Below are 12171 nucleotides of genomic sequence, written 5' to 3' on the forward strand. Positions count from 1 at the left end.
AGTTGCTTAAAAAACAAACGTGCGACAGTAAATGTTTGATTCTCTTTACTGGCTTTTTACCAGGTAAATTTATAGGATTGTAGCGTAAAAAAAGAGAATTTCGCAGTCTTGCGGAGCAGGTATTAGTGCGTATGATAACGTCACTGGAGTTGTGCTTTTAACATATTTGCCTCTAACCCCAGGAATCCGCACATGCGTATCGAAGAAGATCTGAAGTTAGGTTTCAAAGACGTTCTTATCCGCCCTAAACGCTCTACACTGAAAAGTCGCTCAGACGTTGAACTTGAACGTCAATTCACCTTTAAACACTCCGGTCAGACCTGGTCTGGCGTGCCAATCATTGCTGCCAACATGGATACAGTCGGTACCTTTGAGATGGCAACGGCGCTGGCTCAGTTCGATATTCTTACTGCAGTCCACAAGCACTACAGCCCTGAAGAGTGGAATGCGTTTGTTGCGTCCGCCTCTGCTGACGTGGTGAAGCACGTGATGGTCTCCACCGGTACTTCCGACGCCGATTTCGAGAAAACCAAACAGATCCTGAACGCCAACCCGGCGCTTAACTTCGTTTGTATTGACGTGGCGAACGGCTACTCCGAGCACTTCGTGCAGTTCGTCAGCAAGGCGCGCGAAGCCTGGCCGAACAAAACCATCATCGCGGGCAACGTGGTGACCGGTGAAATGTGTGAAGAGCTGATCCTTTCCGGTGCCGACATCGTGAAAGTGGGCATTGGCCCGGGCTCCGTATGCACCACGCGCGTTAAGACCGGCGTTGGTTATCCGCAGCTTTCCGCGGTCATTGAATGTGCCGACGCGGCGCACGGTCTGGGCGGCCAGATCATCAGCGATGGCGGTTGCACTATGCCGGGCGATGTCGCAAAGGCCTTTGGCGGCGGTGCGGACTTCGTGATGCTCGGCGGTATGCTGGCAGGCCACGAAGAGAGCGGCGGCACCGTGGTGGAAGAGAACGGCGAGAAATTCATGCTGTTCTACGGTATGAGCTCTGAATCCGCGATGACCCGACACGTTGGTGGCGTGGCAAAATACCGTGCGGCAGAAGGCAAAACCGTGAAGCTGCCTCTGCGCGGCCCGGTTGAAAACACCGCGCGCGACATCCTGGGCGGCCTGCGCTCAGCCTGTACCTACGTCGGTGCATCCCGCCTGAAAGAGCTGACGAAACGCACCACGTTTATTCGCGTTCAGGAGCAGGAAAACCGCGTTTTCAATAGCCTGTAATGGCTTTCGCTGGCGCATGCTCGTGCGCCAGCGCTACTGCACTATCCCGCGCTCATGGCATCTCCCAGATGGAAAATCGGCAGATACATTGCCACCACCAGCGTGCCGATGATGACCCCCGTAACAACCAGGAGCAGCGGCTCCAGAAGCGCCGCCAGGTTGTCTGCTCGTTGAAAGGTCTGTTCCGTGTGATGGCGGGCAAGGTTTGCCAGCATAACGTCCAGCGAACCAGACATCTCGCCGGTTCGTAAAAGCTGAATACAGAGCGGGGTAAACATTGCCGCCTTCTGAAAGGACGACCAGACGGGGAGACCTTTTTCAATGTCCTCGCGTATGCTGCGGAGTATTCCCTGCCAGTACCGGCTTTCAACAGTCTCTTCTGCACTCTCAAGACCCTGTAAGAAGGCAATGCCCGCCTGCTGCGTGAGCGACAGCACGGTGAAGATTTGCCCCAGCTTTTGCCCTTTCGCCAGCGCTCCCATTACGGGAATATTCAGCAGCATACGCTGCCAGCGAGGATGGTGTCGCAGAGCCCAGGCTGCGGTTACGGGAACAAGCAGCATCGCGAACAGCACCAGGGCATATGACTGCATAAACGCGGCTATCCCCATCACTATTCTCGTCAGCGCCGGAAGCGGGGTATTAAACGTTTTGTAGATCGCGGCAAACTCGGGCAAAACCAGGGTGACCATTGCCAGCACGACGAGTACGGCCAGCGCCAGGACGATCGCCGGGTAGCGCAGCGCTTTTTTCACTTTTGCGCTGAGCTGCTGCTGCGCTTTTTGCTGCTCAGCAAGCTCCCGGCAGCACGCTTCAAGCTTCCCCGTTAGCTCTCCGGTCTTCACCATTGAGATATGCAGTGGGCTAAAGACCGCAGGCCACCGTTTGAGCGCCTCAGAAAAAGGAGACCCTTCGCTGAGCTCATCGGCAACGCTTTGCAGTAGCCCCCGCCACGGCTCTATCGGATGCTGGTCTGCCAGCATTTGCAGACTATGCGCGAGCGTCAGCCCTGCCTGCAAAAGCGTTGCGAGCTGACGAAACATCTCATAGCAGTGATGTGAACGCCAGCGGTGCCTTTGAGCGCATCGGGTCAGGGCCAGAGGATGGAGGCCGTTACGTACCAGCCTGGTGAAGGCGGCGTTGCGGTCTGTGGCCCAGAGAACCCCGCTTCGGGGTTCTCCTTCAGCGGAGATTGCTCGCCAGCGCCAGAGTTGATTAGCAGCCATCGGGCATACCCAGAACGCGCACTAGCTCTTCAAGCGTGGTCATCCCTTGTTCAACGGCCATGCAGCCGTGTTCAAACAGCGAGATGAGTCCCGCCTGTCGGGCGCTGGCTTCAATCACCTCGGTGCCTGCTCCGCTGGCAATCGCCTGGCGCAGGGGATTATCGATCGCAAGCACTGCAAAAATGGCCACGCGGCCGTAAAAACCGTGATAACAACGATCGCAGCCTGCGGGCTGCCAGCGAGGAAGTTGCCGCGGCCAAACCGAGCGCGGCAGGTCCGTATGCTCTCCTGTTTTCTGTCGGCAGTGCGGACAAAGGCGCCGAACCAGCCGCTGGGCAATCACCATCGAGAGCGCGGAAGAGATCATCCAGCGCGCCACGCCCATCTGCTCCAGACGAATGAGGGTTTCGGTCGTCGAGTTGGTGTGCAGCGTCGACAATACCAGATGCCCGGTCTGCGCGGCTTTGATGGCAATTTCTGCCGTTTCACCATCGCGAATTTCCCCGACCATAATGATGTCCGGATCCTGACGGAGCAGCGCCCTCAGTACGCTCTGGAACGTTAAGCCCGCGCGGGGGTTAACCTGCGTCTGATTTAACCCCGCAAGCGGGATCTCGATGGGATCCTCCACGCTGCAGATGTTGACGTCAGGGGTGTTACGCGCCTGCAACGCGCTGTAGAGCGTTACGGTTTTTCCGCTGCCCGTCGGGCCGGTGACCAGAATTAGCCCCTGAGGCTGGTGGAGCACCTCATTAAAACAGGCCAGCTGTTTAGCGCTCATGCCAAGCGCGTTAGGTTCCAGCGCCTGCTGAACCTGATGCAGCAAACGCAGCACAATTTTCTCACCGCCGTTGCAGGGAAGCGTGGCGATACGAAACGAGACCGGCTCGTTTGTCAGCTCAATCGTAAACTGACCGTCCTGCGGCAAGCGGCGTTCCGCAATATCCAGATTACCCAGCACTTTTAACCGGGCGCTGAGCATCGTCGCCAGCGCGGCGGAAAGGGGAGGCTGCGGGTAAAGTACCCCGTCGATACGTAAGCGGATCTGGCACGCGTGCTCCATCGGTTCGATATGGATGTCAGACGCGCGCTGGTTTACTGCCTGCTGCAGCGTGTGGTTGAGGATATCCACCGCGGAGTGGGGTTGCGAAACGACGGGCAGATGCGATTGCGCGGTTAACTGCCGGTGCTTTTCCATGCGTTCAGCGCTCCAGCATTCGATATCAATCCGCTTCTGGGTGGCGAAGCGCAGGGCCTCCATCAGTTCAGGCGCGGGGGTTCCCACAACGGCGATGCTAATCATGTCGCTGTCGCTGTTGAGCAGTAGCGCATGGTGGCGAAGACAAAGCGCCACGAGTTGATCGGTGTTCATTATCCGCTCCTCAGTGAGTGTCGAAGCGGAAGACGTCTTCACAGGCCTGCTTAAGCGCGCTGTCAGCACTGATATTGCAGTCACGCGTCCAGCCCGTCATGCCGTTGCCGTTGCTCCACTGTGGCGTCATGGTTACCGTCAGCCCGTTCAGGCTCTCCTGGCCTGTTAAGGTCACGACCCCTTTCGCCACGCTCATCCCCGAGACGTAACGCGTCGTGGCAGGAGAGGGTATACCGTTACTGCCCGCATCGCAGCTTTCTACGCCACCATGATCCAGCGCGCAAAGCTCAATTGCAGTGCGATAGGGAACGAAAGTTTGCAGCATATCGGTGAGGGCTGCTTTACGCAGGTAGTTCTGATAGGCGGGAACGCCGATGGCGCTCAGAATCGCAATAATGCCAATGACCACCATCAGCTCAATGAGTGTGAATCCTTGTTGTCTGTCCATATCTGCTCCTTTTGCAAAGTGGCGCTACTTTGTCAGCGGGACAGGGCAGAAACGAGGGGCAAAAAAGAGAATGAGAAAGGAGCTTCAGAGAATTCATTCCGTGTTGCAGAGAAGAACAATGGATTTGCGAGCGAGGCTGAAATTCCCCTCTCCGGGCGGAGAGGGGAGCGGGCGTTATTTGAAGCGCATTGAGAGATCGAGGGCGCGAACGTGCTTGGTCAGCGCGCCGACGGAGATGTAATCTACGCCGGTTTCGGCGAACTCACGGATCGTGTCGAAAGTGACGTTTCCGGACACTTCAAGCTGGGCCCGGCCGTTGGTCAGTTTCACCGCCTCGCGCATCTGCTCCGTTTCGAAGTTATCGAGCATGATGATATCGGCCCCGGCCTTGATCGCCTGCTCCAGCTCTTCCAGGCTTTCGACCTCCACCTCAACAGGCACATCCGGATGCAGCCAGAAGGCTTTCTCCACCGCCTGACGCACGGAGCCAGAAGCAATAATGTGGTTCTCTTTAATCAGGAAGGCATCGGATAGACCCAGACGATGGTTTGCGCCGCCGCCGCAGAGCACCGCGTACTTCAGCGCAGTGCGCAGGCCCGGCAGCGTTTTGCGGGTATCCAGCAGCTGGGTTCGGGTGCCGGCCAGCAGGTCAACGTAGCGGCGCACTTCACTGGCGACGCCAGAGAGCGTCTGGACAAAATTGAGCGCGGTACGTTCGCCGGTCAGCAATACGCGGGAAGGACCGTCCAGTTCGAACAGCGGCTGATTGGCGGTCACCGCATCACCATCATCAACGTGCCATGTCACCTGTACATCGTCACCCGCCAGCTGAGTAAAGACCTCTTCAACCCAACGCTTGCCGCAAAAAACGCCCTCCTCACGGGTGATAATGACCGCGTGCGAGCGTGTCTCTTTTGGCAACAATTGTGCGGTAATATCCTTTTCAGCGTTAACGTCACCCCCCAGATCTTCTTTCAACGCATGGGCGACGCTTGCCGGAATATCCATATTAATACGTTCCAGAAGCGCTTCACGTCGGTGGTCGGGGTTGTAGCGGCGAGGCGGCATGATAAAACTCCAAATTGGTAACGAATCATAATATTGAAACATGCTACTCTGAACCGAGTCATTGCACCATACAGAAGGAGTTCCAGCATGTTGTTAGAAAACGGATGGCTGGTGGATGCGCGGCATGTGCCCTCGCCGCACCACGACTGCCGCCCGGAGGATGAAAAGCCCACACTGCTGGTGGTTCATAATATTAGCCTCCCGCCGGGTGAGTTTGGCGGCCCGTGGATCGATGCGTTATTCACGGGAACGATAGATCCCAATGCCCATCCTTTCTTCGCTGAGATTGCGCATTTGCGCGTGTCGGCACACTGCCTGATTCGCCGTGATGGTGAGGTGGTTCAGTATGTTCCTTTTGATAAGCGCGCCTGGCATGCCGGGGTATCGATGTATCACGGGCGCGAACGGTGCAACGATTTCTCGATTGGGATCGAGCTGGAAGGCACGGACACTACCCCCTACACCGATGCCCAGTATCAACAGCTGGTTGCTATTACCCACGCGCTTATCGGACTCTACCCGGCAATCGCCGACAATATTACCGGGCACAGCGATATCGCTCCGGCGAGAAAAACCGATCCCGGCCCGGCATTTGACTGGCCGCGGTTTCGCGCCATGCTTGCCGCGTCGTCAGAATAAGGAGATACCATGACGTTGTTTACCATGCTGCTGGTTATCATCGCTGAACGCCTGTTCAAGCTCGGCGAACACTGGCAACTGGATCACCGGCTGGAGGTGTTATTCCGCCGCATCAAGCACTTTTCCATGCTGCGCACGCTGCTGATGATGGCGGGCGTCATGCTTATTACCTTCCTGCTGCTGCGCTCGCTGTACGGACTCTTTTTCAACGTGCCGCTGCTGGTGGTGTGGATCCTGCTCGGCGTGCTGTGCATTGGTGCGGGCAAGGTGCGTTTGCACTATCACGCCTACCTGAAAGCCGCTTCCCGTGACGATGCCCACGCGCGCGGCGCGATGGCGAGCGAGCTGACGATGATCCACGGCGTGCCGCCGGACTGCGACGAGCGCGAGTTCCTGCGCGAGCTGCAAAACGCGCTGCTGTGGATTAACTTCCGCTACTACCTGGCACCGCTGTTCTGGTTTGTGGTGGGCGGCCCGTGGGGGCCGGTGCTGCTGATGGGCTATGCGTTCCTGCGCGCCTGGCAGACCTGGCTTGCCCGTTACCTGACGCCGCATGAGCGTTTGCTTTCGGGCATTGATGCCATCCTGCACGTGCTCGACTGGCTTCCGGTGCGTCTGGTGGGCGTGGTGTACGCCTTAATTGGGCACGGTGAAAAAGCGCTGCCCGCATGGTTCGCTTCTCTTGGGGACCGCCATACGTCCCAGTATCAGGTGTTGACGCGCCTGGCGCAGTTCTCGCTGGCGCGAGAGCCGCATTCCGACAGGATCGAAACGCCAAAAGCTGCCGTTTCAATGGCGAAGAAAACCTCGTTTGTGGTGGTAGTGATTGTGGCGCTGCTGACCATTTACGGCACGCTGGTGTAACCCAGCGCGCCGTAAACGCTATAACGTATCCGCAGGCGGGATGCCGAAATCAGGCATCCCGTTTTCGTCCCAGCGGACAAGCTTCAGGCGGGTATGACGGTTTGGATCGTAGAGCGGATCGCCTTCAATTTCGGTGTAATTTCTTGCGTGGTACACCAGCACATCTTCCCCTTCCGGCGTTTGCGTGAAGCTGTTGTGGCCTGGCCCGTACTGGCGGTTCTCGTAGCTGGTGACGAAAACCGGGCGAGGGGATTTGTGCCAGTTTGCCGGGTTTTGCGGATCGGCGTTCAGGTCTATCCACAGTAACCCCATACAGTAGTTCTCGTCGGTCGCGCTTGCGGAGTAGCTGATAAACAGCTTATCGCCGTGAACCAACACCGCCGGACCTTCGTTGACCCAGAAGCCGCGGCATTCCCAGTCGTATTCTGGCTTGCTGAGCATCACCGGCTCGCCTTTCAGCGTCCACGGGTTCTCCATTTCGCACAGATAAAGATTGGAGTTACCGGAAATATCCGGGGCTTTTTGCGCCCACAGGTACCAGCGTTTGCCCTGATGGACAAAGGTGGTGGCATCCAGGGCGAAGGTGTCGAACGGGGTGCTGATTTGACCTTTCTCGATCCAGGTACCTGTGAGCGGATCGCGGTCCGCACACTCAATCGCAAACATGCGGTGCTGGAACATCCCGAGCGCGTCGAGCGCCTGGGTATGCGTCGCGGCAAAATAGATGTACCACTTGCCGTCGATATGATGCAGTTCCGGCGCCCAGATTAGCTGGCTCATCGGGCCGGTCTCTGGTTTGCGCCAGACCACCACCTCTTCAGCGTTGCGTAGCCCTTCCAGCGAGTCCGCGCGGCGGATCGCCAGCCTGTCGTACTGCGGCACGGAGGCAATAAAATAGTACTGTCCCTCATGGCGTAAAATGTACGGGTCGGCGCGTTGTTCGATAAACGGGTTTGGCCAGGTTTGCATTCGGCTTTCCTTATTTAGTCTCAGCGGCTCTAAGTTCCTGATAGTCGTTCAGCTCGCGGTAGTTGGCGCGGCGCTTTTCCAGATCGGACTGGATCTGCTTCATGGTCTCACGGTCCACTTTCAGCAGACGCACCACCCCAGCGGTAATTAAGTATCCAATGCCCGGAATGACGGTAAAGAGCAGCACGATCCCGTTAATGGCGTCCGCGCTTTGCGCTTTTGCACCCGCGTCATAGCCGTACCAGGATAGCAGGAAGCCGACCATCGCCCCGGCAATCGCCAGGCCCAGTTTGAGGAAGAAGATGTTGCCGGAGAAGCTGATCCCGGTGATGCGTTTCCCGGTTTTCCACTCGCCGTAGTCGTCCACGTCGGCCATCAGCGACCAGTGCAGCGGAGATGGGATCTGGTGCAGGATGTTCAGCAGGAAGTAGAGCACTACGATAGTAACGGTGGCTTTCGGGTCGAAGAAATAGAAGGCGCAGGAGAATACCGCCAGCACGATGTTGGTCCAGAAGAAGACCTTCAGCTTGCACCAGCGGTCGGTCAGCACTTTCGCCAGCACGCTGCCGAGCATCATGCCGACAACGCCCAGGCTGATAAACAGCGTGGCGAAGTGGGTGCTCTGGCCCATCACCCAGGTGACGTAGTACATGGTTGCCGCCATACGGATAAAGCCCGGGCAGACGTTGCACAGCGTCAGCAGCAGAATGCGCACCCACTGATCGTTTTTCCACACGTCTTTCAGGTCGTTTTTCAGCTCGTCGTTGGTTTGCACCGCCGGACGCACGCGCTCGCGCACGGTGGCGAAGCAGAACAGGAACATACAGGTGCCAATCAGCGCCAGGACGGTCATCGCCATCTGGTAACCTTTGGCTTTGTTATCCCCGCCAAACCAGTCGGCCATCGGCAGCAGCGTCAGAGACAGCAGCAGCGTGGCGATGCCGACCAGCACGAAGCGATACGACTGGCAGGCCACGCGCTCTTTCGGATCGTTGGTGATCACTCCACCTAACGAGCAGTAAGGGATGTTGATGGCCGTATAGGTTAACGAGAGCAGGAAGTAGGTGACAAACGCATAGATAACTTTGCTGTTATAGCTCCACTCCGGGGTGGTGAACATCAGGATGCTAAACAGCGCGTAGGGGAACGCAATCCACAGCAGCCATGGACGAAACCGGCCATATTTACTGCGGGTACGGTCGGCAATCGCCCCCATGATCGGGTCCGTTACGGCGTCAATCACGCGGACGGACAGCAGCAGCACGCCGACCAGCGCAGGCGCGAGGCCAAAAATATCCGTATAGAAATAGTTAACAAACAACATGATGGCGCCGAAGATGATGTTGCATCCCGCGTCGCCCATTCCATAGCCGATCTTTTCTTTTACTGACAGTTTGTTGTTATCCATCGACAGCTCTCCGGTTTACGGTATGGAGAGAATTATTTGCTGGCAAAGGGATATATGCGTTGCAGTATCAGGGCGGTGATATGGATAAATGTGCTGTGGGCGTGAAAGTGTGAAGGAGGTAACAACGCGCGGCACCCGCAAAAGCAGGTGCCGCGGCGGGAGGCTTAGTGCGCCTTCATAGCATTACGGCTTTTCTGGCTGAAGAGGTAGCCAACGCCAAGGATCGCAATCCAGACCGGGATCAGATAGACGGAAATCGCCATACCCGGCGTGATCAGCATGATCACCAGCACGCCCGCCATAAACAGCAGGCAAATCCAGTTACCCAGCGGATAGAGCAGGGCAGGGAAGCGCGTGGTGACGCCCTGCTGCTGCTTCGCGCGGCGGAACTTCATGTGCGCCAGGCTGATCATCGCCCAGTTGATAACCAGGGCAGAGACCACCAGCGCCATCAGCAGGCCAAACGCCGACTCCGGTGCCATGTAGTTAATCAGCACGCACAGCGCGGTCACGATGGCTGAAACAATGATGGTATTGACCGGCACGCCGCGTTTATCAACGTTGAGCAGCATCTTAGGCGCGTTGCCCTGCTGGGCCAGGCCGAACAGCATGCGGCTGTTGCAGTATACGCAGCTGTTGTAAACGGAGAGCGCTGCGGTCAGCACCACGATGTTCAGGGCGTTTGCGACAAAGGTATCGCCCAGCTCGTGGAAGATGAGAACAAACGGGCTGGTGTCAGCGGTCACGCGCGTCCACGGCAGCAGGGAGAGCAGCACGGCCAGCGAGCCCACATAGAAGATCAGGATGCGGTAGATAACCTGGTTAGTGGCTTTTGGAATGCTCTGCTCCGGATTGTCGGCTTCTGCGGCGGTGATGCCCACCAGCTCCAGGCCGCCGAAGGAGAACATAATGATCGCCATCATCATCACCAGACCGGTCATGCCGTGAGGCAGGAAGCCGCCCTGTTCCCAGAGGTTACGCACGGTTGCCTGCGGGCCGCCGTTGCCGCTGAACAGCAGCCAGCCGCCAAAGATGATCATCGCCACAACGGCAATGACTTTGATAATGGCAAACCAGAACTCCATCTCGCCGAACACTTTTACGTTGGTCAGGTTAATGGCGTTGATAATGACGAAGAAGGCTGCAGCAGACGCCCAGGTGGGGATCTCGGGATACCAGAACTGAATGTACTTCCCGACGGCGGTAAGCTCGGCCATAGCAACCAGAACGTACAGCACCCAATAGTTCCAGCCGGAGGCAAAACCCGCGAAGCTGCCCCAGTATTTATAGGCAAAGTGGCTAAACGAGCCTGCGACCGGCTCTTCAACGACCATTTCGCCAAGCTGGCGCATGATCAGAAAAGCGATGAAACCCGCAATCGCGTAACCCAAAATAATACCCGGACCGGCTGACTGGATAACGGATGCGCTGCCCAGAAACAGGCCGGTACCAATCGCACCGCCCAGTGCGATGAGCTGTATATGGCGGTTTTTAAGCCCGCGCTTTAGCTGATCGCCGTGCTGTTGAGCTTCCATTTGAAACCTCGTGTGTGGTTGTTATGTTCACGCTGTGCGTGTGTAATTATGAAAGTCCATATTCTGTATTTATTTCTTTACGGTTAAACAAACCGAAAAAAGCGGAGATGACTTCCGTACGCGCAAGAATAGTGGTAAGCGCCTGCGAATGCACCTGCTTTATGAAGGGATGCTGACCACTTGAATAAAAAGAAAGCATTTGTAAATCGGCCCGCTTATTCTTCCTAACCCAACCTATAGAATAGAAATGCTTATTAAGTGGGCGAATTTTCATTATTTGCCATGTTGAATCGCTTCAGATTGCAAAACCCCTCGTTTCATTATGGTTAAAACTCCCTCTTTTGGAGTAATCAACTCATTTGTGCAAAGTTACATTTCTGAAACGTTATTTCTGTAAGGTTGTTAAAATGTGCAGGGTTTACTGATTTCAATCAAAACCAATATGGACAGAAGGTGAATACTTTGTTACTTTAGCGATACGAACTAGAAATTGGTAAGACCAATTGACTCCGGGCAAAAAGGCGTAAGACAGGGAATATGGCCTACAGCAAAATTCGCCAACCAAAACTATCTGATGTGATTGAGCAGCAGCTGGAGTTTTTAATCCTCGAAGGGACTCTGCGCCCGGGTGAGAAACTTCCGCCAGAACGCGAGCTGGCAAAACAGTTCGACGTTTCACGTCCCTCTCTGCGTGAGGCGATTCAACGCCTCGAAGCAAAGGGCTTGCTGCTTCGTCGCCAGGGCGGCGGAACCTTTGTGCAAAACAGCCTGTGGCAGAGCTTCAGCGATCCGCTGGTAGAACTTCTCTCTGACCACCCAGAATCCCAGTTTGACCTGCTTGAGACCCGTCACGCGCTTGAAGGTATTGCGGCCTATTACGCCGCCCTTCGCAGCACTGATGAAGATCGTGTGCGTATCCGCGAACTGCATCAGGCCATTGAACGGGCACAGCAGTCCGGCGATTTAGACGCCGAGTCCAGCGCCGTCGTCCAGTATCAAATCGCCGTCACCGAAGCAGCACACAACGTGGTGCTCCTCCATCTGCTACGCTGCATGGAGCCGATGCTGGCCCAGAACGTTCGTCAGAATTTTGAATTGTTGTATGCCCGTCGGGAGATGCTCCCACTGGTAAGCAACCATCGCACCCGAATATTCGAGGCGATAATGGCCGGGGAGCCGGAGCAGGCGCGCGAAGCGTCGCACCGTCACCTGGCTTTCATTGAGGAAATCTTGCTGGACCGCAGCCGTGAACAATCGCGTCGCGAACGTTCATTACGCCGCATACAGCAACGAAAGGATTAAGCGCCAGGTACTTTTAGAGCGCGGCAACTAAACGCAGAACCTGTCTTATTGTGTTCTTGCCCAAGAGCACAATGGGACAGGTTCCAGACAAATCAACGTATTAG

The 12171-nt window shown here is 56.3% G+C and carries 12 protein-coding genes; 4 read left to right on the forward strand and 8 right to left on the reverse strand.

The window, feature by feature from the left end; translation table 11 throughout:
- The first annotated feature begins 192 nt into the window (after positions 1-192).
- Positions 193-1236 (forward strand): GMP reductase, encoded by a 1044-nt coding sequence (locus USG84_RS10030; protein ID WP_061099225.1) that lies wholly within the window; start codon positions 193-195, stop codon positions 1234-1236.
- Positions 1237-1277: 41 nt separating this feature from the next.
- On the opposite strand, the gene hofC is transcribed toward USG84_RS10030, so the two are convergent.
- From hofC to nadC, 4 genes are all read right to left on the reverse strand, one after another.
- A complete protein-coding gene (gene hofC, locus USG84_RS10035) occupies positions 1278-2462 on the reverse strand; it encodes a protein transport protein HofC (protein ID WP_151413495.1) in 1185 nt (394 codons plus the stop codon).
- Positions 2452-3834: a type II secretion system protein GspE gene (gene gspE, locus USG84_RS10040; RefSeq protein WP_253540711.1), complete on the reverse strand. Its 1383-nt coding sequence runs from the start codon at positions 3832-3834 to the stop codon at positions 2452-2454. Before gspE ends, hofC begins: the two co-directional genes overlap by 11 nt.
- 10 nt (positions 3835-3844) lie before the next feature.
- Entirely contained in the window at positions 3845-4282 is a 438-nt protein-coding gene (ppdD, locus tag USG84_RS10045) for a prepilin peptidase-dependent pilin (RefSeq protein WP_151413496.1), read from the reverse strand.
- A gap of 174 nt (positions 4283-4456) precedes the next feature.
- Positions 4457-5350 (reverse strand): carboxylating nicotinate-nucleotide diphosphorylase, encoded by an 894-nt coding sequence (gene nadC, locus USG84_RS10050; protein ID WP_061099221.1) that lies wholly within the window; start codon positions 5348-5350, stop codon positions 4457-4459.
- 87 nt (positions 5351-5437) lie between these two features.
- Here nadC and ampD point away from each other — a divergent pair, with 87 nt between their 5' ends.
- Together ampD and ampE are read left to right on the forward strand one after the other, a co-directional pair.
- The gene (gene ampD / locus USG84_RS10055; RefSeq protein WP_151413497.1) at positions 5438-5989 is read left to right on the forward strand and encodes a 1,6-anhydro-N-acetylmuramyl-L-alanine amidase AmpD; all 552 of its coding nucleotides are present in this window, start codon (positions 5438-5440) and stop codon (positions 5987-5989) included.
- Between the two features lie 9 nt (positions 5990-5998).
- Positions 5999-6853 (forward strand): beta-lactamase regulator AmpE, encoded by an 855-nt coding sequence (gene ampE, locus USG84_RS10060; protein ID WP_253540715.1) that lies wholly within the window; start codon positions 5999-6001, stop codon positions 6851-6853.
- Between the two features lie 18 nt (positions 6854-6871).
- On the opposite strand, the gene USG84_RS10065 is transcribed toward ampE, so the two are convergent.
- The 4 genes from USG84_RS10065 to USG84_RS10080 all read right to left on the reverse strand — a co-directional run bounded on the left by USG84_RS10065 (position 6872) and on the right by USG84_RS10080 (position 11039).
- Positions 6872-7822, reverse strand: a complete 951-nt coding sequence (locus USG84_RS10065; protein WP_151413498.1) for a family 43 glycosylhydrolase — start codon at positions 7820-7822, stop codon at positions 6872-6874.
- Between the two features lie 10 nt (positions 7823-7832).
- Complete coding sequence (locus USG84_RS10070) at positions 7833-9230, reverse strand: glycoside-pentoside-hexuronide (GPH):cation symporter (RefSeq protein WP_151413499.1); 1398 nt, start codon at positions 9228-9230, stop codon at positions 7833-7835.
- Between the two features lie 164 nt (positions 9231-9394).
- The gene (gene aroP / locus USG84_RS10075; RefSeq protein WP_061099216.1) at positions 9395-10765 is read right to left on the reverse strand and encodes an aromatic amino acid transporter AroP; all 1371 of its coding nucleotides are present in this window, start codon (positions 10763-10765) and stop codon (positions 9395-9397) included.
- Between the two features lie 46 nt (positions 10766-10811).
- Complete coding sequence (locus tag USG84_RS10080; protein WP_080442035.1) at positions 10812-11039, reverse strand: hypothetical protein; 228 nt, start codon at positions 11037-11039, stop codon at positions 10812-10814.
- A 263-nt stretch (positions 11040-11302) separates the two neighbouring features.
- On the opposite strand from USG84_RS10080, the gene pdhR reads away from it, so the two are divergent.
- Entirely contained in the window at positions 11303-12067 is a 765-nt protein-coding gene (pdhR, locus tag USG84_RS10085) for a pyruvate dehydrogenase complex transcriptional repressor PdhR (RefSeq protein ID WP_014882565.1), read from the forward strand.
- The last annotated feature ends 104 nt before the right edge of the window (positions 12068-12171 follow it).

The organism is Enterobacter sp. 168J2, from assembly GCF_034107265.1.
In the GTDB taxonomy this organism is placed as follows: Bacteria; Pseudomonadota; Gammaproteobacteria; order Enterobacterales; family Enterobacteriaceae; genus Enterobacter; species Enterobacter nematophilus.

Bases quoted from the DNA above. Each gene is read 5' to 3' on its own strand.
- USG84_RS10065 (WP_151413498.1), bottom strand. From the start codon at position 7,822: ATGCAAACCTGGCCAAACCCGTTTATCGAACAACGCGCCGACCCGTAC.
- gspE (WP_253540711.1), bottom strand. From the start codon at position 3,834: ATGAACACCGATCAACTCGTGGCGCTTTGTCTTCGCCACCATGCGCTA.
- pdhR (WP_014882565.1), top strand. From the start codon at position 11,303: ATGGCCTACAGCAAAATTCGCCAACCAAAACTATCTGATGTGATTGAG.
- USG84_RS10030 (WP_061099225.1), top strand. From the start codon at position 193: ATGCGTATCGAAGAAGATCTGAAGTTAGGTTTCAAAGACGTTCTTATC.
- ampE (WP_253540715.1), top strand. From the start codon at position 5,999: ATGACGTTGTTTACCATGCTGCTGGTTATCATCGCTGAACGCCTGTTC.
- nadC (WP_061099221.1), bottom strand. From the start codon at position 5,350: ATGCCGCCTCGCCGCTACAACCCCGACCACCGACGTGAAGCGCTTCTG.
- aroP (WP_061099216.1), bottom strand. From the start codon at position 10,765: ATGGAAGCTCAACAGCACGGCGATCAGCTAAAGCGCGGGCTTAAAAAC.
- USG84_RS10080 (WP_080442035.1), bottom strand. From the start codon at position 11,039: ATGAAAATTCGCCCACTTAATAAGCATTTCTATTCTATAGGTTGGGTT.
- ampD (WP_151413497.1), top strand. From the start codon at position 5,438: ATGTTGTTAGAAAACGGATGGCTGGTGGATGCGCGGCATGTGCCCTCG.
- ppdD (WP_151413496.1), bottom strand. From the start codon at position 4,282: ATGGACAGACAACAAGGATTCACACTCATTGAGCTGATGGTGGTCATT.
- USG84_RS10070 (WP_151413499.1), bottom strand. From the start codon at position 9,230: ATGGATAACAACAAACTGTCAGTAAAAGAAAAGATCGGCTATGGAATG.
- hofC (WP_151413495.1), bottom strand. From the start codon at position 2,462: ATGGCTGCTAATCAACTCTGGCGCTGGCGAGCAATCTCCGCTGAAGGA.